Origin of the sequence: Salegentibacter salarius, assembly GCF_900168265.1 — a bacterium.
GTDB lineage: Bacteria > Bacteroidota > Bacteroidia > Flavobacteriales > Flavobacteriaceae > Salegentibacter > Salegentibacter salarius.
Window position 1 is genome coordinate 1 of sequence record NZ_FVZF01000010.1, and the last position, 18,460, is coordinate 18,460.

Consider the following 18,460-nt stretch of genomic DNA (forward strand, 5'->3'; position numbering starts at 1 on the left):
CTCAATTTTACGAGAGGAATACATATTGCGAAGGTACGCATAGATGGTCACCTTGAGCAACATCCGGGGATGGTAACTGGAGGTACCTCCTCCTTTATAACTTCGCTCCAGGTCAGCGATGTCGATTTGATCAATAATCGTATTGACGATCCTAACGGGATGATGGGCAGGGACCAGATCATCATAACTGGGAGGTAAAAGACTTAACTGCGACTGGTCATAGGTCTTAAATACTGCTTTGGCTTTCATTACATGAAAATACTAAAAACCAGAAAATAATACAACAAAAAAGGCTGCCTTTTCAGACAGCCTCTTTTTATTACTCCCAAAATAGAAAAAGAGCAAATAAACTGACATATTTAACTATTTTTCAGTAACTTAGAATACCTATTTATTTTAGCCTCATCTATCATAGCTGCATTACTAACACTTAATTAAAACAGCTTATGAAATCAATTTTCTACTGGATGATGCTAATCCCTTTTTTAGTATTCTCCCAAGATCAACAAAGTAACAGTGAGGAATACCTCATTGTAGGAAGCGCTATTTATTCAGCTAAAAGCGATAAAACGAAAGAGTTTTCCGAAGGAATGAAAAACCACAACGAGCAATTTCATGCCGAAGGTGCTATGGGTGTGCGAATTTTCAATATTATGAATGGCCAAAACGCCTACGACTATATGGCGGTTATGGGACCGATGCCCTGGAGCGCGCTAGACACACCAAGTACAAATCAGGAAGCCCACGACGAAGACTGGGAGAATAACGTAGTTCCTTATTTAGCCAGCGAAGAAGAAGTAACTTTCTGGAGATTTCACAATAATTTCTCTCACTTCCCAACAGATTTTGAAATGAGTAAACTAAGAGTTACCGTTTGGGATATTGCGAGGGGGAAATATGATGAGATGATTTCTAAATTAGAAAAAGTAACAAAAGTTCTCAAGGAAAAATCATCTGAAACGCCTTTTGGGATTTATACCAATGAATTCTCCTCTACTCAATCAGGTCAGGATTTATCTGTAGTCTATTTCTTTGATGACTTTGCCTGGCTGGGGAAAGATCAAAAACTTAAAGAGAAATTTGACGAAGTTCACGGCTCAGGTTCCTTTGATACTTTCGCCCAGGAATGGATGGATATTACTAACGGTGCCACACAAGAATTATGGATATACAACCAAAGCCTTAGCGGCATAGGACCACAAGTGACTACCTCAACAGAAGATTAAAACATTTTATATAAATTATTTACAAAGCCTGCCTTGATAAATTTAGGGCAGGCTTTATTATAAAATTCGACTTAAAGATTTTCAACACTCACCTAATACCACAACCGTAGGTTTTTTCCCAATCTTAAGTTTGAAAAGTAGATTTTAATTCCTGAAAAATTAAGAATTTCTTATCTTGTAAAAAATTAACAACCTATCATGTTTGAGTTTGACCAGGAAACCTGGATTTACTTCGCGCTCATAGCGGTTTTTCTCATTTATTTTATCTGGAATTCCCGCAGGGCCAAAAAGAACCGCAAGGCACGCAAAAACCGAAACTTCAGAAAGCGCTATATGGCTCGCCGAAATGATGAAAAATCAGAAACCAAAACCTGATTTCCATATTGGTTTAATTCATCGTTTACTACCTTTGGAAGATAAATTCCACCAGGTGAATTACGCAAAAACAAAACATTTTATATGAAGATTTATACAAAAACCGGCGATAAAGGAACCACAGCACTATTTGGAGGTACGAGAGTTCCAAAACATCATATTCGCATAGAAAGTTACGGCACGGTAGACGAACTAAACTCTCACATTGGGCTTATTCGTGACCAGGATACCGGAGAACATACCAAGCAAATATTAAGCAGAATTCAGGATAGGCTTTTCACTATTGGCTCAACCCTGGCTACAGATCCCGAAAAGCAAAAATTGAAGAGCGGTAAAGACAGATTAACCATTCCGAAGATTTCAGCTGAGGATATTGAATTGCTGGAAAAAGAGATGGATAAAATGAATGAAGAACTTCCAGAAATGACTCATTTTGTTCTTCCCGGCGGACACCAAAGCGTGTCATTCTGTCACATAGCTCGTTGCGTATGCCGCCGAGCAGAGCGGCTTGCCACTGCTTTATACGAAATTGAAGCTTTTGATGAAGCCGTATTACAATACCTTAATAGACTTTCTGACTACCTGTTTGTGCTGGCACGGATGTTGTCTAAAAGATTACAGGCCGAAGAGGTAAAATGGATTCCAGAAAAATCATAAAACCCAAGGTGCGAGCAAAAATTATTTATAAAACTACATCAGAACAGCTCAGAAGAAATTTATGGGAAATAACATTATATTTTCGTGTCAGATCTCAGAGCGTTTAAATATCGATTATCGAGTAAAATTTATAATTTTAGCGTAAGTTCTTAACAGTATTGATTAAATAATAGATTTTTTTCTTGGCTATTACCACAAAAAATTTATTTTTGCAAAAATAATAAACCTGATCAACCCATGTATTGGACTTTAGAATTAGCATCCTATTTAAGTGATGCACCCTGGCCAGCAACTAAAGACGAGTTAATTGACTATGCGATTAGAACCGGTGCTCCGCTAGAAGTAGTTGAGAACCTGCAGGCAATTGAAGATGAAGGAGACTCGTATGATTCTATTGAGGAAATTTGGCCCGATTATCCAACTGACGATGATTATCTTTGGAATGAGGATGAATATTAAATAACAACACGCAAAAAATAGAAAAAAGTCTCCAAAGTGAGGCTTTTTTTTTGCGTACATTTGAACCCCGTATTAAACAAAAACTATTATGAGTTTTTTAAATTCTGTATTAAAAGTATTTGTTGGCGATAAATCAAAAAAAGACGTCAAAGAAATACAACCCATAGTCGATAAGATAAAGGCGCTGGAAGGTGAGTTTGAAGCCCTTTCTATAGACGAACTTAGAGCAAAAACCACAAGTTTTAAAGCAAAGATCGCTGAAGCTTTAAAAGATATAAATAAACAAATTAAAGACCTGGAAGCTGAGGCCGATGCCAGTGATGACATTACCAGAAATGAGGATATTTATGCAGAGATTGACGCCTTAAAAGCAAAGTCTTATGAAATATCTGAAGGTGTTTTAAATGATATTCTTCCCGAAGCTTTTGCCACTGTAAAAGAAACAGCGAAACGCTTCTTCCATAACGAGCAATTAAAAGTTACTGCAACAGAATTTGACCGCGAGATTTCTGCAGAAAAAGATTACGTAAATCTTGAGGGAGATCATGCTATTTGGAATAACTCCTGGGATGCTGCCGGTAAGCCGGTAACCTGGGATATGATCCATTACGATGTTCAGCTAATTGGTGGTGTAGCAATGCACCAGGGTAAAATTGCAGAGATGCAAACCGGTGAAGGTAAAACCCTTGTAGCTACCTTACCAATGTACCTTAACGCCTTAACCGGAAACGGGGTGCACCTTGTAACGGTAAACGATTATCTGGCGAAAAGGGATAGCGCCTGGATGGCCCCTATTTTTCAATTTCACGGCTTAAGTGTAGATTGTATAGATTACCACAGGCCAAATTCCGCATCAAGAAGAAAAGCTTATAATGCCGATATCACCTACGGAACCAATAATGAGTTCGGTTTCGATTATTTGCGTGATAATATGTCTCACGCGCCAGACGATTTGGTGCAGCGTCCACATAATTTTGCTATCGTAGATGAGGTAGATTCGGTGTTAGTTGATGATGCCCGTACTCCACTTATTATTTCAGGACCTATTCCCAAAGGAGATGTTCACGAATTTAATGAGTTAAAACCGGCAATTTCTAATATTGTAGAATTACAGCGTAAACATCTTACCAAGGTTTTTGCTGAAGCTAAAAAGCTTATCAAAGAAGGAAACACCAAAGACGGTGCTTTTCTATTGTTAAGAGTTTACCGAGGGCTTCCTAAAAATAAGGCCCTAATTAAATTCCTTAGTGAAGAAGGTATAAAGCAACTACTGCAAAAGACCGAAAATCACTATATGCAGGATAATAACCGCGAAATGCCTAAAGTAGACGCGGATCTATATTTTACAATTGAAGAGAAAAACAATCAAATAGACCTTACCGATAAAGGTATTGATTACCTTTCTGCCGATGGAGATGCCGATTTCTTTGTATTGCCAGAAATGGGAATGGAGATCGCCAAAATCGAAAAAGAAGGACTTTCTAAAGAAGAAGAGGCTCAGAAAAAAGAAGAGCTTTTTAGAGATTACAGCGTAAAAAGTGAGCGTATTCACACCCTACGCCAATTGCTTAAAGCCTACACCTTATTTGAGAAAGATGACGAATATGTGGTGATAGATAACAAGGTGAAAATCGTAGACGAGCAAACCGGTCGTATTATGGACGGGCGTCGTTATAGCGATGGCTTGCACCAGGCAATTGAAGCTAAGGAAAATGTAAAGATTGAGGATGCTACCCAAACGTTTGCTACCGTAACCCTTCAGAATTACTTTAGAATGTACAGCAAGTTATCGGGTATGACCGGTACGGCTGTAACTGAAGCTGGAGAATTCTGGGAGATCTATGAATTGGATGTAGTAGAAATTCCTACCAACCGCCCAATTGCAAGAAACGATAAAGACGATTTGGTTTATAAAACCAAACGAGAAAAATATAATGCGGTTATAGATCACGTTACAGATCTTTCTAATGCCGGAAGACCGGTACTTATTGGTACAACTTCGGTAGAAATTTCAGAATTACTTTCAAGGATGCTGAAATTAAGAAATGTTCCGCATAACGTGCTTAACGCGAAATTACACAAAAGAGAGGCCGATATTGTTGCTGAAGCCGGTAAATCTGGTATTGTAACTATCGCCACAAACATGGCAGGTCGTGGTACCGATATTAAACTGAGTAAAGAAGTAAAAGAAGCCGGTGGTTTGGCCATTGTAGGTACAGAGCGTCACGATTCACGTCGTGTAGACCGCCAGTTAAGAGGTCGTGCAGGCCGTCAGGGAGATCCGGGAAGTTCTCAGTTCTATGTTTCCCTGGAAGATAACCTAATGCGTCTATTCGGCTCTGAAAGGATCGCCAAATTAATGGATAAAATGGGGCTGGAAGAAGGTGAAGTAATTCAGCATTCTATGATCTCAAAATCTATTGAACGTGCACAGAAAAAAGTTGAGGAAAATAACTTCGGAATAAGAAAGCGTTTGCTGGAATATGATGATGTGATGAATGCGCAACGTGAGGTGATTTACAAACGTAGATACCACGCATTATTTGGCGACAGGCTCAAAGTTGATATCGCTAACATGATCTTTGATACTTCTGAAGCGATTACCGAGAACAATAAAGTTGCCCAGGATTATAAGAATTTTGAATTTGAACTAATCAGGTATTTCTCTATGAGTGCCCCGGTTTCAGAAGAAGAGTTCGAGAAAATGGGCGTACAAAAAATCGCCGGAATTGTTTATAAAGAAGCCTATAAGCATTACCAGCAGAAAATGGAACACAGCGCATCCAGAGCGTTCCCGGTAATTAAGAATGTTTACGAAGATGAAAGTAACAATTTTGAAAGAATTTCGGTTCCATTTTCAGATGGTCAAAAAACACTTCAGGTAGTTACTAATCTTGAAAAAGCTTACGAAACCGAAGGCGTTCAGCTAGTTAAAGATTTCGAGAAAAATATAAGTCTTGCAATTATAGATGATTCGTGGAAAACTCACCTTCGTAAAATGGATGAGTTAAAACAAAGCGTTCAGTTGGCTGTTCACGAGCAAAAAGATCCTTTATTGATCTATAAATTTGAAGCTTTTGAATTGTTTAAAGCTATGCTGGACCAGGTAAACCGCGATGTGATTTCGTTCCTTTTCAAAGGAGAAATTCCAGAAGGAAATGTTTCTAACATTCACGAAGCAAGACAACGTAAAAAAGAGAAGGTAGAAACCCAGAAGGAAGAAATTCCTAATATAGATGAAAGAGCCGCTCAAAGTCGTGCTGCAGGGAACACCCAACAGCAACGTAGACCACAGGTGACTGAGACGATTACCAGAGACCAACCTAAAATTGGGCGTAATGATAAAGTGACTATCAAAAATGTGATGAGTGGAGAAAATAAAACTTTAAAATATAAACAAGCGATTCCGCTTATTGAAAAAGGAGATTGGGTTGTGGTAAACCAATAATCTAATTTTCAATTCCTTTTAAAAGGGCTGTCTAAAATTCCGAAATATGGAAGCTTTTAGACAGCCCTTTCTTTTTTCGCCTATTTTTTTGAGTAAATTAGCTTTTCAACTAACCAATCAAAAAAATGAAAAAATACGAGATAGAAATAAAATGGGGAGTGATCTTTTTTGCGGCTTCTTTACTTTGGATGTATTTTGAAAAACTAATGGGCTGGCACGATGTGCTAATAGCCAAACATCCTATCTACTCAAACTTTTTCGGCTTAATTGCAATCGCGATTTACTTATTTGCCATTCACGATAAAAGAAAGAATTTTTTCCGCGGAAAAATGAGCTGGAAACAGGGTTTTGTTTCCGGAGTTATTTTAAGTATCGTCATTGCGCTCCTCTCGCCTATTGGCACATTAATTACTCATTACCTAATTACCCCAGAATTTTTTGACAATGCCATAGAAAGCAGTGTAGCGAGAAATGCTATGAGCCGCGAGGATGCCGAGGCTTACTTTAACCTTAACTCTTACATAGTGCAATCTATAGCAGGATCTTTAATGATGGGCGTCGTAACGGCAGCAATTGCGGCCCTTATTTTAAAAAAGAAATAATCAGGAATTTCTAAGCTTTAGTAGATAATTGGGATCTGGACAATTTTGTAAATAAAAGTCCAGGTCTCTCCTTGAAGTTACGCCAGGAAAATCACCTATTTTTTCGTCCAGCTCCTCTATAATCTGAAAATGTAAATGCGGAGCATAATCCCCGTTTTCTTCGGCCGTTCCCAGCTGACCTATTTTCTCTCCTTTTTTAATGGAAATGCCAGGCTTTAAATTTTTTAAAGAAGCCCGACTTAAATGGCCATAGAGAGAATAAAATTTCTTCTCTTCAAATTTATGTTCAAGAATAATTGTTGGCCCGTAATCGCCAAAATTGGTATTATCATTAAAACTGTGGATTCTACCATCCAGAACCGCTAAAACATCGGTGTAGGCATCAGCCCAAAAATCCAGGCCTAAATGAATATTTCTGTTAGCATCTTCATCTTCTGAAGCTGTAAAAAGTTCACTTCTCTTATATAATTTTCGAACTTCAGAATAACCGCCAAAAGCAACTTTTTTTCCGAAGGCATTTAAATATTCAGCTATATAATTAGAAAAAGCCCGGGAAGAAGAAACATCTACTTTCCCGAGCTCTACATTATCTTCAGATAAATCTATTATGATATAATCTTCTTCCCTTAAATTCACGTCTAAAACCTGGGTAAACCCGGAAGTTAGCTGCGAAAGAAATTCAGAAAAATTGGTGGTTTCCATATTCGATCTTATAAACACTTTGTTGCTTATAAGATCGCAAAATACAGTATGAAATCTAATTTAACAAGACTTCGCTAAAATTAGCTTTAATACTAATATTCCCGCCTGCATCTTTTGATTTATGATACCCGCTAAGTTTTTTATTATCGTAAGATTCACTGCTTGTTAACTTTAAAGCATTGGGATGCTTAATATCACTCTGCGTGCCACTATATATAAAGTTAAACGCCGAAGAAGGCAAACCTAATTCCAGATCGCTATTCTCTAAATTGATATCCAGAACCTTAAAATTAGGACCCACGCTTGCAATATTCAGTTCACCAAAATTCCCCGATAAGATTCCGGTATCTTCCAGCTCGTTGATATTCACATTACTTGAGTTTGAAGTAAGTTTAATGCTTTTAACTTTATTAATTTTAAAGTTCTTTACATACTTAGCATCCATAATTCCGTAAGACCAGTAGTTGATATTCACTGGCGTGTAGGCTGCTTCCACATTGGTATTTTTCCCATTTATCCTATCGGCATTAAGTTTACTGTGAGAAAGATCGGCTCGTAAATTATTAGTGGTTCCAGAAAGTTTAATCTCTCCGTGACGAACATCAAGCTTAAGTTTCCCGTTTTTTGGCATTTTCACCTTAATGGTCTTTTTAGCCTTAGAATTACTTAAACCTATCACTTTACTTTTTCCATTTTCACCTTCTCCAAAACGAGCTTCCATTTGTGCGCCAAACGATTCGCCCCAGGCTTCCATATCCTTCCCAAAGCTCTCTGCCCATTTTTCCATAGACTTTTCCAGCTCCTCCTCGTTTATTTCCATTTTCATTTCAAAATTCTTCTCCCACTTCTCTGCATTTTTCTCAAACTGACTCGCCCATTTTTCCATAGATCTTTCAAAATCATCTCCAAAATTGGCTTCTACCTCCTTTTCAAACTTCGCAAGATATTCATCGCCGTCTTTTTGATAGGCTTCATAGTCAAATTTTATCTTTCCCATTTTCTCACTAAATTCTGGTGGAAGCGGTGCTCCCATACCTTCGCCCATGCTTTCTCCCATACTTTGTAATAAAGGTGTTACCAGGTTATTCATTAGCGGTTCCAGCATCTGCGGAAGGCTGGCCAACGGCTTTTCCAGTCCACTTAGATCTATATCTCCATTCCACTGCATCCCGCCACCGGAAGAAATATTAACTGTAGAAGTACTTCCTGAAGTATTCAGTTTCCATGCAGCCAGAAGATCTTCCGTTTGTTCTTTTGCAACCTCCCCGGTTTCTAAAGTGGCTTCTATTTGAACTTCATTTTTATCCCAGTAATCTACCACGATATTAGTGTGACTGGCATCTATTTTAACTTCTACATTATCTGAAGTTTTATAAGTTTTATTCAACTTATTTGTTTGAGCACCAAGCATTACCGGAAGGCAAAGTGCTAGTGCGAACATTAAATTATACCTCGTAGTTTTCATATTCTTTGTCTTGTGATGGTTTGACTTCTTTTAATTTATTCTTCAGCTTATACAGCAAATCCAATCTTAATTGAAGGTTTGCGATCATTGCCTCTAAAGTTTCTTCGTTTGGTCCCGTTTCTTTTATCTCTGTGTTTAAGCGTTGATATTCTTTATCTAGCTCGGCCATTTGCTTCATAAAAGAGTCTATAAGCGCTTTATTCTCTGGGGTAATATTGATCTTGGAAAGTTCAATATTGAGACTTGCCATATAATAATCTTCAATTTTCTTGAATTCTGGAGAAACTTCACTTAGTTGAAAGTTATTTTCAGAAGGTTCTAAATTATCTTCTTTTTCTACCGAAGATTTTTCAGTTGGAGTATCGACCACTGAAGGTCCATTAAAATTATCTCCGCCTGAATTCAGAAAAAAGAATCCTACTCCCAGCGCTACAACAAGCACGGCTGCGATCTTTAGAAAAAAGAAAGAATTATTTTCTTTTTTCTTCGGAAACTCCTTCTCAAGACGATCTTCAAATCGTTTTTGGTGCCCTTTGGGTAATGTATTGGGTTTGGGCTCCTTTTCATTTTTAAACATTTCCCTAATATCCTGTGCCATTTTTTATAGTCTTTAATTCTTGCTGCAATTTTTTCTTACCTCTGTGTACTAAAGTCCGCGAGGCTACCGGACTGATATTTAAAATCTCTGATATTTCTTCGTGATCATAACCTTCCATTAAGAACAACATCAAAGGATATTTATATTTCTCCGGGAGGTTTTCCATACTTTGCTTTATTTCTTCCATCCCAATACCATCATCTACCTGCCAATTATCGTCTTCTTCTGCGCTGCTTAGTACCTGCTCGTTTATGGCCACTAACTCCATTTTCTTCGCCTTTAACTTGTCAATGCATTTGTTAATTACAATGCGTTTAAGCCAAGCACCAAAAGTGACTTCTCCAGTAAATTGTTGCAGTTTAGCAAAGGCTTTTATAAAAGCTTCCTGCATCGCGTCTTCCGCTTCATACGGATCTTTCAAAAAACGTAAGGCCACATAATGCATTCCCTGGCAGTATTGATTGTAGAGCTTAAGCTGCGCCCGGCGATCATTATTTTTACAGGCTTCTATTAATTTATGCTGTATCATTTTTGATGGTTGATTTCATCCATTAAATGGAATTTGATATTCTGGATACAAGCAACGAAACATTTTGGTTGGTTATCAAAACAGTCGGCTTTTACCAGCTTGGTTTCATTATAAAGACGAAGATATTTTTCTAATGTTGCAAACTTCCAATTAATTTTAGCTGAAAATACGTTTTTTCGCTTTCATGCTTAAAAATTAAAGTTTGCACGCTTTTTGAATTAGATATTGTAAATTGAAGTAATAATGAAAAAACCGGTAAAGACTTTCTTAAAAATGGGTGGCATTATTCTGGTGCTTACCACGGTAATTTTACTGATTCTGCGCTATAATACAAAAGCTCACAGCCCGGAAGACACGGTATCTTATACTGAGAAAGACTTAAAAATGGAGGTTTTCTATAACCGTCCTTATAAAAAAGACCGGGACATATTTGGCAACCTGGTGCCCTATAATGAAGTTTGGCGAACGGGAGCTAATGAAGCTACTACCTTTGAAACCAATAAAGATATTATGGTAGACGGCTCTCTTTTAAAGGCCGGCAAATATACCTTATGGACAATCCCGATGGAAAATTCGTGGAAAGTGATTTTTAATGATAAAATGTACCCGTGGGGAATTAATCTGGAAGAAGAAGCGTATCGTGATCCCAAATCTGATGCATTGGTATTAGAAGTTCCTACCCAAAATCTAAGAAAAACTCTGGAGCAATTCACAATTAGGTTTAATAAACAGAATGAATTTGTTTTACTGAAACTCGGCTGGGATAATACTTTAGTCAGCGTTCCTATAAAACCCGAAAAGGCGTAAAACAATAAAACCTCACAGGTTTTACCATCCTGTGAGGTTTTTCTTTTATTTTCAATCCCTAGCGTCACCCTGAACTCGTTTCAGAGCTTGCCCCGATTATTATCGGGGGTCTAGATTGAAAGAACTTCTTTTCAAATTAGACGCTACAATAAAGCGACTTAGATGCTGAAATAAATTCAGCATGACGATTAAGAAAGTTTCAAATACATTCCCCTTAATCTTCGTCTACTAAAAGATTAAGCGTTACATCAATATTGTCTCTCGTTGCGCGAGAATAAGGACAAATTTCGTGGGCTTCATTTACAATTTTTTCACCGGTTTCAACATCTACACCTGGTAAATAGCAGTCTAATATTACAGATAGTTGTAAATTTTCTTCCTCATCAGTCAGACCTAATTTCACTACTGCACTAACACTAATGTCCTCTCCTAATTCTATATCGTGATTCTTGGCTGCTACCTGTAAAGCGCCTCCAAAGCAAGCAGAATAACCTGCTCCGAATAATTGTTCTGGATTAGTGAAATTACCACCGTCTCCACCCATAGACTTAGGCATACTTAATTTTACATCCAGTATCCCATCGTCACTTTTGGCGTGGCCTTTTCTTGCTCCTTTGGTGGTTACTGTTGTTTTATACAAATTTTTCATCGTTATTTAAGTTATATTAATTAGGCTTGAATATACCAAGCAAAAATAAGGCTCACAAAGATCGAATTCATAAATTTGTCATAAATAACCTAAGTTTGAGCAAGCAGAAACATCAATCAGCACTTCATGAATCGGGCAGTAAGCCGGCATCAGTGAATGTAAACCCCAATTCGGCTCAAAAGATAAGGGCTTCCCGAAAAAGTAAATTTTCAGAAGAGAATCTTCTTCGGCAATTATTAGATGGAAATAAAACTGCTTTAGGGCGTGCAATTACTTTGGTAGAAAGCAATCAATTTTCTCACAGAGAAAAAGCGCAGCAGCTTTTGGAAGGTGCCCTGCCCTATTCCCAGAAATCTATCAGGATTGGAATAACCGGTGTACCAGGCGTGGGAAAAAGTACTTTTATTGAAAGCTTTGGCTCCTATTTAATTAAGCAGGGTAAAAAAGTAGCGGTATTAGCCGTAGATCCCAGCAGTAGTGTTTCTCACGGAAGCATTTTAGGCGATAAAACAAGGATGGAGAACCTGGTAACAGAAGAAAATGCTTTTATAAGACCATCAGCTTCCGGAACTTCTTTAGGTGGCGTGGCTAAAAAAACCCGTGAAAGTATTATTTTATGTGAAGCTGCAGGATTTGATGTAATCTTAATTGAAACGGTAGGTGTAGGCCAAAGCGAAACTACGGTTCACAGTATGACCGATTTCTTTTTATTGCTGAAACTGGCCGGTGCCGGGGACGAATTACAAGGCATAAAACGAGGAATAATAGAAATGGCCGATGCAATTGTAATCAACAAAGCAGATGGTGATAATATAAAAGCGGCCCGCGAAGCCAAACTGGAGTTTAATAGAGCGCTTCAACTTTACCCTTCAAAAGAAAGCGGTTGGAAACCAAAAGTAGCGCTTAGCAGTGCGCTAGAACAAACCGGAATAGACAGTGTTTGGGAGCTCATTAAAGAATTTGAAAAGCTGGGGAAAGAAAATGGTTTTTTCCTGAAAAACAGAAAAGAGCAGAATAAATACTGGCTTTTACAAACTATAAATGAACATCTAAAGAATCGTTTTTATCAAAACCCTGTGATGAAAAACGAACTTGAAATTCAATTAAAAGCAATCGAAAACAATAAAGTCACAGCCTTTGCCGCTGCAGACCTTTTAATTGAAAGGTTTGAAAATCTCGCTTAAGAGTTTTTAAATATTTTAAGCTGCACCCACTCGTGCAGTTTATAGAATATAAAGCCTAAAAGTGCACCAATTAGCATTCCTACAATAATATCTCCCGGATAATGTACGCCAAGGTAAACCCGGCTATATGCCACCAGTAGCGCCCAGCCTAACAGCCAAAGTATCATTTTTGGAATAACTTTTCGAAACAATAAACCTAAAAATACCGCTACTCCCATTGAATTTGCCGCGTGAGCAGAAAAGAAACCGTAAGAGCCACAGCGAACCGCTACAAAGCGAGCATATTCCATCACGCCTTCCTGCCTGCAAGGTCTTAGGCGCTCAAAACCATCTTTAAATAAATTTCCTAACTGATCTGTAGCCGTAATTAATAAGGTGATAAAAACCACTGTTATCAAGCTAGGTTTCCAACCGAACTTCTTAAAAATAAGATACAGCAGTAAAGCATATAATGGAATCGCTGTCCATTTATCGGTAATAAGCAACCATATCCAATCCCAGGATTCGTTGCCCAGGTTGTTAAGCCAAAGAAATAACTGGTGATCTAATTCAATTAATTTATCCATTAATCTTCTTCGTATCGGGCGATTTCTCTATCGTAAAATTCTGAAGCTTCTCTGATAAGGTTTTCAGTTTCGTTTTCCAATTCCTTTTCATCGTGCTGGTCAAACTCCTCTAACCATTCTACCTCATCATTTTCAAGGTTGATAATGAAACGAGGAAATTCAGTATGTATTACGAAAATAGCAGTAGGATATTCGGTATTGTCACCGAGTAAAAATTTAGGAAAATCCATAATTATATTTTTGATTGTGCAAGATTTGACTCTTGCAAAATAAGTTTTTTTGATAAATAGTGAAATCGAATGTACAACATTAATGCCGAAGCAGAGAGCCCGGCCAGCAGTCCTAACCAAATTCCCATGCTTCCAAGATTGTCTGCTTTTCCAAAATACCAGGAAACGGGAAAACCAATGATCCAATAAGAGATAAAACAAATAATCGTTGGAATCTTTACATCCTGAAGCCCTCTTAAAGCCCCTAAAATAACCACTTGCAATCCATCACTTAGCTGAAATAAAGCCGCTATCACTAATAATTGTGCAGCCAGTAAAATAACCTCAACATTATCAAGATAAAAAGTAGGAAGCCAATCTTTTAGTAGAATAAAACCAAGGGCAAAGACCGCTTCAATTAAAAAGACCAGTAAAAAGGTAGACATGGCAATTCTTCGCAAATCTTTAAAGTTGGCCAGTCCTTTTTGATTTCCCACTCTTATGGTTGCCGTTACACCAAGCCCCACGGCTATCATAAATGTCATGGAAACCAGGTTTAACGCAATTTGATTTGCCGCCTGAGGATTCGTACCCAGCAAACCTGCAAGGAAGACAGTAGCAGTAAAAATCCCGACTTCAAAAAGCATTTGTAGTGCCGTGGGAAAACCAAGGTTTAATAACCTTTTAAATACATCAGAATTTAAAGATTCCTTCTTTCCCCATTTAAAATATTCGGCAAATTTCTTTTTACGTCTCAATATTTCCCAAACAAACCAGAGCATAAAGAAACGAGAAATCAAAGTCCCTATTGCCGCACCTTCCAGCTCCAATCTTGGAAAGATCCAGATTCCGTAGATAAGAAGATAATTAAATACCACGTTTACCACATTTGCAATTAGGGTAGCATACATGGCATATTTAGTTTGTGAAAGTCCATCTGCAAATTGCTTGAATGCCTGAAATATCATTAAAGGAATCATTGAAAAGGCAACAATATTAAGATAAGGAATGGCAAGTTCTACTACCTCTGGCGGCTGATCTAAATAGTATAATACAGGTTTCGCAATTAACAGCGCAATAAATAGAAAAATGCCATTAATAGTACATAAAATAGCGCCGTGATGAAAGTAACTGCGGCCTTTTTGAATATCCCCCGCTCCATCTGCTTCGGCAATTAAGGGAGTGATCGCAAAAGAAAAACCAATTCCCAGCGAAAGCGCTATAAATACCATAGAATTTCCAAGGGAAACTGCCGCAAGCGGAGCAGGCCCCAATTGCCCAATCATTAAATTATCTACCAATCCTACCAATACATGGCCTAACTGGCCGAGCATTACGGGAAAAGCAATATGCAAATTCTTGCTGAATTCTTTAGTGTAGGCGCTTAATTGCAAAACATAAATTTTGGCGGCAAAGATAGGATGATTTTACTCGATAATCGAGATTAAATGCTCAGAGACTTGCCTGGAAATCAAATTATATTTTTCAATAATAATGCTTCGTTAACTTGCTCCCAGGTTGTGTACCGTACTAAAATTTAAAACAGGATAAAGAATAATTAAATTTTAAACCTAAAGTTTCTGGTCCTTTTCAAGATTAATATGTTTCATTCCGTATTTATCTACCAAATAGATAAGTGAAGTCATCGTGGCAGCACCCAGCTCTAGCTCACGTTTATTTACGTGTTCAAAAGTATCTGTAGCAGCGTGGTGATGATCAAAATATCTTTGGGAATCTGGTCTTAAGCCTGCAAGTACAACGTCTCCTTTTTTCAAAGGACCAATATCTGCACCGCTACCACCCTGTTCAAAATAATGGATTAAATAAGGTTTAAAAAGTGGTTTCCAACTTTCAATTTGGGCAAACTGGGCATCATCGGCATCAAACGAAAATCCGCGTGGTGTAAATCCACCGGCATCACTTTCTAGAGCAAAAATGTGATTTTCATTTTTACTATGTGCAACATCGGCATATTTATTTCCGCCGCGTAGACCGTTTTCTTCATTCATAAAAAGCACAACCCTTATAGTTCTTTTAGGTTGATAGCCGGTTTCTTTAAATAGACGTAAAACCTCCATAGATTGTACTACGCCGGCACCATCATCATGAGAACCATCTCCCAGATCCCAGGAATCAAGGTGACCGCCAACTACCATAATTTCTTCAGGAAATTCGCTTCCTGTAATTTCACCAATCACATTATAAGATTGTACATCTCCGTGATTTTCTGAACTCAATTTGTAATAAAATTGAAGATCTTTTTTCAGTTTTAAAATTCCAGAAAGATACTCGGCGTCTTTGGTGCTAATCGCAGCGGCCGGAATTCGTTTACTATCTGGCAAATCTCCATAACTCATAGATCCGGTATGTGGGTATTTATCAATTTTATGACTTAAAGAACGAACAATCACTCCGGCGGCACCATACTTTGCCGCAGCTTCAGCACCAGAATAACGCTGATCTACGCATCCGCCGTATGCTTCAAAAGTTTGAATGAGTTCAGGCTTCATAGGGCGATTATAAAAAACTATTTTACCTTTTATTTCATCTTTATAATTCTCAAGATCTTCAATTCCCTGTACTTCTATTACCTGGGCTTTTAATCCGGCAGGATCAGTAGCCACAGAACCTCCCAGAGCAGTGATATTAACTTCTGTAGTCATTCCCGGGCCGGTTTGTATATAAGCATGTTCTCGTGCACCACGTGTCCATTTAGGCACCATAACCGGTTGCAGCCAAACTTTATCAAGGCCAAGCTCTTCTAACTCAGCTTTGGTATACTCTACCGCTCTCTGCGCATTTAAGGAACCAGATAACCTACCACCTATATTGTTAGAAAGGTGATCAAGCCAGTTATAAGCCTGTCCTTTAACCAAAGCGGCATCATAAATTTCACGAATTTTAAGGGAATCTTCCTTTACTTCTAGAGCCTGTGCAAGTAAGCTTAGACTGAATAATACTGAAAAGCCGGCAAAAATATATTTTTTCATTTTATGGGTATGATTTACTTAAAACTATTATTTACGAAAATAATTATTCCTTTAGAAGCTAGTAGTTATAGTTTGATTTTTTATTAGAAACTTTAAAAAATCAATTTACAGAAGATAAACAAAGAATATGCCCGAAAAATAAGAAATCAGATTCAATTTATAGCCCACTTTAATAAGCTTCAAAAAAGATAAATTTTATATCTTCGCCGCTAAATTCTAGCAGTTTGAATAAAGTAGAGAAAGAGGAGATCATCACCAAAGTTACCAGCCTTTTAAAGGAAATTCCATCTTCTATGGATATCGTAAAAAAAGGTGGAAATCGTCACAAACGTTTTGAATATCTTGCTACCCATATGGTGGAAAAAGCCATTGAAAAAGATGCTCTTATCGTTTCTGAAAACCGAATGGGAATTGCTATTTTATTTAAAACCAGCAAAAAAGACGATAATTTCCTAAAAGATATCCGATCGCAAATTGGCCTGGTTTTAAATGTTACCGGGATAAAAAATGCATATCGCATTGTTAAAAATCAGAACTATATTAAAAAACAACGTCCACAACATGGGGAATATCTTTATTGCTGGTTCTGGGGAATTTTAGCCGAATCTCGTGGAGCCGACACCCAGGTGGGCAAAGAGATGAAAGACGAATTTTACAGGCAGGCAAAAGAATATCAGGTCCCACTTTATGCTGAAACAAGAATGCGTAAAAATGCCCTGGTTTACCAGCGCTTTGGGTTTGAATTGTTTCACGAATGGCAACACCCAAGTGGAGATACTATGTACTTTTTAAGGTATAATCCCCCTGCAAAAGATTAAATATACTTTTTAAAACTTGCTCCCAAAGAGGTTTACATCTTCTTCGGTGATCTTATCGCCTCCAAGTATAATTAGCCTTTCTACTACATTGCGCAATTCTCGTATGTTCCCACGCCAGTCGTAGCTTTTAAGGGTTTTTAAAGCTTCTTCTGTAAACTCTTTTTTACTCGAACCGTGTTCTGCAGAGATCTTTTCGCTAAAATAATCTATAAGTAAAGGTATATCTTCGCGACGTTCGTTTAAGGATGGTACTTCAATTAGAATAACCGCCAGCCTGTGATAAAGGTCTTCTCTAAATTTCTTTTCTTCAATTTCCTTTTTAAGGTCTTTATTAGTTGCTGCTACTACACGCACATCTACCATAATATCTTTACCGCTACCTACTCGTGAAATCTTGTTCTCCTGAAGCGCACGCAAAACTTTAGCCTGTGCCGAAAGACTCATATCTCCAATTTCATCAAGAAAGATTGTCCCGCCGTTGGCAACTTCAAATTTACCTGCTCGGTCTTTATTTGCCGAAGTAAAAGCACCTTTTACGTGTCCAAAAAGTTCGCTCTCTATTAATTCTGAAGGGATCGCGGCGCAGTTCACCTCTACCATCGGGCCTTTAGACCTGTCGCTTTTTTGATGTAACCAATGTGCTACCAGCTCTTTCCCGGTACCGTTTTGCCCGGTAATTAGTACACGAGCATCTGTGGGAGCAACTTTCTCTATAACATCTTTGATACGCTGAATTTCTTCAGACTCGCCGATCATTTGAAAATTCTTCCCCACTTTTTTCTTTAAACGCGTATTCTCTACAACCAATTCTTTACGGTCTAGAGCATTTCTAACCGTATTTAATAAACGATTAAGGTCTGGTGGTTTAGAAATATAATCAAAGGCGCCAAGTTTCATAGTATTCACTGCAGTTTCAAGATCGCCGTGACCAGAGATCATTACCACAGGAATTTCAGATTTAATTTTCATTATTGCCTCCAGTACTTCTACCCCATCCATTTTGGGCATTTTGATATCACAAAGTACCAGATCAAAATCATGATCCTTTATTTTCTCAATTCCTTCAAGTCCATCTGCAGCTTCTTCAACTTCATAGTGTTCACTCTCTTCGGTAAGGATTTTTACTAAAACCCTTCTAATTGCTGCTTCGTCCTCAATTAATAAAATACGTGCCAT

The 18,460-nt window shown here is 37.9% G+C and carries 19 protein-coding genes; 8 read left to right on the plus strand and 11 right to left on the minus strand.

From position 1 onward, the window contains the following. Nucleotides 1–249, minus strand: a 249-nt coding sequence (locus B5440_RS15440) for a transposase (RefSeq protein WP_143533302.1), incomplete at its 3' end; no start/stop codon positions are given. 197 nt (nt 250–446) lie between these two features. On the opposite strand from B5440_RS15440, the gene B5440_RS07220 reads away from it, so the two are divergent. From B5440_RS07220 to B5440_RS07240, 5 genes are all read left to right on the plus strand, one after another. Continuing rightward, nucleotides 447–1,226, plus strand: a complete 780-nt coding sequence (locus B5440_RS07220) for a hypothetical protein (RefSeq protein WP_141728105.1) — start codon at nt 447–449, stop codon at nt 1,224–1,226. A 459-nt stretch (nt 1,227–1,685) separates the two neighbouring features. Continuing rightward, entirely contained in the window at nt 1,686–2,258 is a 573-nt protein-coding gene (locus B5440_RS07225) for a cob(I)yrinic acid a,c-diamide adenosyltransferase (protein WP_070052910.1), read from the plus strand. Nucleotides 2,259–2,495: 237 nt separating this feature from the next. Beyond that, a complete protein-coding gene (locus B5440_RS07230; RefSeq protein WP_013070580.1) occupies nt 2,496–2,717 on the plus strand; it encodes a DUF2795 domain-containing protein in 222 nt (73 codons plus the stop codon). Nucleotides 2,718–2,805: 88 nt separating this feature from the next. After that, nucleotides 2,806–6,165 carry a preprotein translocase subunit SecA gene (gene secA / locus B5440_RS07235; protein ID WP_070052908.1) on the plus strand — a complete coding sequence of 1,120 codons (3,360 nt, stop codon included), beginning with the start codon at nt 2,806–2,808 and terminating at the stop codon, nt 6,163–6,165. Between the two features lie 125 nt (nt 6,166–6,290). Then, a complete protein-coding gene (locus B5440_RS07240) occupies nt 6,291–6,767 on the plus strand; it encodes a DUF4199 domain-containing protein (RefSeq protein ID WP_070052907.1) in 477 nt (158 codons plus the stop codon). Here B5440_RS07240 and B5440_RS07245 read toward each other — a convergent pair whose 3' ends face one another. From B5440_RS07245 to B5440_RS07260, 4 genes are read right to left on the minus strand one after another with little or no spacing between them, the layout of a single operon-like run. Continuing rightward, nucleotides 6,768–7,469, minus strand: coding sequence for a peptidoglycan DD-metalloendopeptidase family protein (locus B5440_RS07245; protein ID WP_070052905.1), 702 nt, complete (start codon nt 7,467–7,469; stop codon nt 6,768–6,770). A gap of 55 nt (nt 7,470–7,524) precedes the next feature. After that, complete coding sequence (locus B5440_RS07250; RefSeq protein ID WP_070052903.1) at nt 7,525–8,934, minus strand: DUF4097 family beta strand repeat-containing protein; 1,410 nt, start codon at nt 8,932–8,934, stop codon at nt 7,525–7,527. Continuing rightward, nucleotides 8,915–9,532 carry a hypothetical protein gene (locus B5440_RS07255; RefSeq protein WP_070052902.1) on the minus strand — a complete coding sequence of 206 codons (618 nt, stop codon included), beginning with the start codon at nt 9,530–9,532 and terminating at the stop codon, nt 8,915–8,917. The genes B5440_RS07250 and B5440_RS07255 overlap by 20 nt, the downstream gene beginning before the upstream one ends. Next, nucleotides 9,516–10,061: an RNA polymerase sigma factor gene (locus tag B5440_RS07260; RefSeq protein ID WP_070052900.1), complete on the minus strand. Its 546-nt coding sequence runs from the start codon at nt 10,059–10,061 to the stop codon at nt 9,516–9,518. Before B5440_RS07260 ends, B5440_RS07255 begins: the two co-directional genes overlap by 17 nt. A 243-nt stretch (nt 10,062–10,304) precedes the next feature. Here B5440_RS07260 and B5440_RS07265 point away from each other — a divergent pair, with 243 nt between their 5' ends. Continuing rightward, a complete protein-coding gene (locus B5440_RS07265; RefSeq protein ID WP_070052898.1) occupies nt 10,305–10,868 on the plus strand; it encodes a DUF2911 domain-containing protein in 564 nt (187 codons plus the stop codon). 214 nt (nt 10,869–11,082) lie between these two features. Here the strand turns inward: B5440_RS07265 and B5440_RS07270 are convergent, their stop codons facing one another. Then, the gene (locus B5440_RS07270) at nt 11,083–11,517 is read right to left on the minus strand and encodes an organic hydroperoxide resistance protein (RefSeq protein WP_070052896.1); all 435 of its coding nucleotides are present in this window, start codon (nt 11,515–11,517) and stop codon (nt 11,083–11,085) included. Between the two features lie 95 nt (nt 11,518–11,612). On the opposite strand from B5440_RS07270, the gene meaB reads away from it, so the two are divergent. Further along, entirely contained in the window at nt 11,613–12,701 is a 1,089-nt protein-coding gene (gene meaB, locus B5440_RS07275) for a methylmalonyl Co-A mutase-associated GTPase MeaB (RefSeq protein ID WP_070052917.1), read from the plus strand. Here meaB and B5440_RS07280 read toward each other — a convergent pair. The 4 genes from B5440_RS07280 to B5440_RS07295 all read right to left on the minus strand — a co-directional run bounded on the left by B5440_RS07280 (nt 12,698) and on the right by B5440_RS07295 (nt 16,466). After that, nucleotides 12,698–13,267, minus strand: coding sequence for a phosphatase PAP2 family protein (locus B5440_RS07280; RefSeq protein ID WP_070052895.1), 570 nt, complete (start codon nt 13,265–13,267; stop codon nt 12,698–12,700). The two genes, meaB and B5440_RS07280, sit on opposite strands and share 4 nt — an antisense overlap. Beyond that, entirely contained in the window at nt 13,267–13,497 is a 231-nt protein-coding gene (locus B5440_RS07285; protein WP_070052893.1) for a hypothetical protein, read from the minus strand. The genes B5440_RS07280 and B5440_RS07285 overlap by 1 nt, the downstream gene beginning before the upstream one ends. 2 nt (nt 13,498–13,499) lie before the next feature. Next, on the minus strand, nt 13,500–14,870 hold the full coding sequence (locus B5440_RS07290) for an MATE family efflux transporter (protein WP_070052891.1): 1,371 nt from the start codon (nt 14,868–14,870) through the stop codon (nt 13,500–13,502). Between the two features lie 177 nt (nt 14,871–15,047). Continuing rightward, nucleotides 15,048–16,466 (minus strand): M20/M25/M40 family metallo-hydrolase, encoded by a 1,419-nt coding sequence (locus B5440_RS07295; protein WP_070052888.1) that lies wholly within the window; start codon nt 16,464–16,466, stop codon nt 15,048–15,050. A gap of 224 nt (nt 16,467–16,690) precedes the next feature. Between B5440_RS07295 and B5440_RS07300 the strand changes: the two genes are divergently transcribed. After that, nucleotides 16,691–17,284, plus strand: coding sequence for a hypothetical protein (locus B5440_RS07300; RefSeq protein ID WP_070052886.1), 594 nt, complete (start codon nt 16,691–16,693; stop codon nt 17,282–17,284). A 9-nt stretch (nt 17,285–17,293) separates the two neighbouring features. Here B5440_RS07300 and B5440_RS07305 read toward each other — a convergent pair whose 3' ends face one another. After that, on the minus strand, nt 17,294–18,460 hold the full coding sequence (locus B5440_RS07305; RefSeq protein ID WP_070052885.1) for a sigma-54-dependent transcriptional regulator: 1,167 nt from the start codon (nt 18,458–18,460) through the stop codon (nt 17,294–17,296).

What these genes read in the sequence shown, in the direction of transcription:
- B5440_RS07265 (WP_070052898.1), top strand. Translation starts at nt 10,305, where the DNA reads ATGAAAAAACCGGTAAAGACTTTCTTAAAAATGGGTGGCATTATTCTG.
- B5440_RS07255 (WP_070052902.1), bottom strand. Translation starts at nt 9,532, where the DNA reads ATGGCACAGGATATTAGGGAAATGTTTAAAAATGAAAAGGAGCCCAAA.
- B5440_RS07240 (WP_070052907.1), top strand. Translation starts at nt 6,291, where the DNA reads ATGAAAAAATACGAGATAGAAATAAAATGGGGAGTGATCTTTTTTGCG.
- B5440_RS07270 (WP_070052896.1), bottom strand. Translation starts at nt 11,517, where the DNA reads ATGAAAAATTTGTATAAAACAACAGTAACCACCAAAGGAGCAAGAAAA.
- B5440_RS07305 (WP_070052885.1), bottom strand. Translation starts at nt 18,460, where the DNA reads ATGGCACGTATTTTATTAATTGAGGACGAAGCAGCAATTAGAAGGGTT.
- B5440_RS07295 (WP_070052888.1), bottom strand. Translation starts at nt 16,466, where the DNA reads ATGAAAAAATATATTTTTGCCGGCTTTTCAGTATTATTCAGTCTAAGC.
- B5440_RS07220 (WP_141728105.1), top strand. Translation starts at nt 447, where the DNA reads ATGAAATCAATTTTCTACTGGATGATGCTAATCCCTTTTTTAGTATTC.
- secA (WP_070052908.1), top strand. Translation starts at nt 2,806, where the DNA reads ATGAGTTTTTTAAATTCTGTATTAAAAGTATTTGTTGGCGATAAATCA.
- B5440_RS07230 (WP_013070580.1), top strand. Translation starts at nt 2,496, where the DNA reads ATGTATTGGACTTTAGAATTAGCATCCTATTTAAGTGATGCACCCTGG.
- B5440_RS07280 (WP_070052895.1), bottom strand. Translation starts at nt 13,267, where the DNA reads ATGGATAAATTAATTGAATTAGATCACCAGTTATTTCTTTGGCTTAAC.
- B5440_RS07250 (WP_070052903.1), bottom strand. Translation starts at nt 8,934, where the DNA reads ATGAAAACTACGAGGTATAATTTAATGTTCGCACTAGCACTTTGCCTT.
- B5440_RS07245 (WP_070052905.1), bottom strand. Translation starts at nt 7,469, where the DNA reads ATGGAAACCACCAATTTTTCTGAATTTCTTTCGCAGCTAACTTCCGGG.
- B5440_RS07225 (WP_070052910.1), top strand. Translation starts at nt 1,686, where the DNA reads ATGAAGATTTATACAAAAACCGGCGATAAAGGAACCACAGCACTATTT.
- B5440_RS07260 (WP_070052900.1), bottom strand. Translation starts at nt 10,061, where the DNA reads ATGATACAGCATAAATTAATAGAAGCCTGTAAAAATAATGATCGCCGG.
- B5440_RS07285 (WP_070052893.1), bottom strand. Translation starts at nt 13,497, where the DNA reads ATGGATTTTCCTAAATTTTTACTCGGTGACAATACCGAATATCCTACT.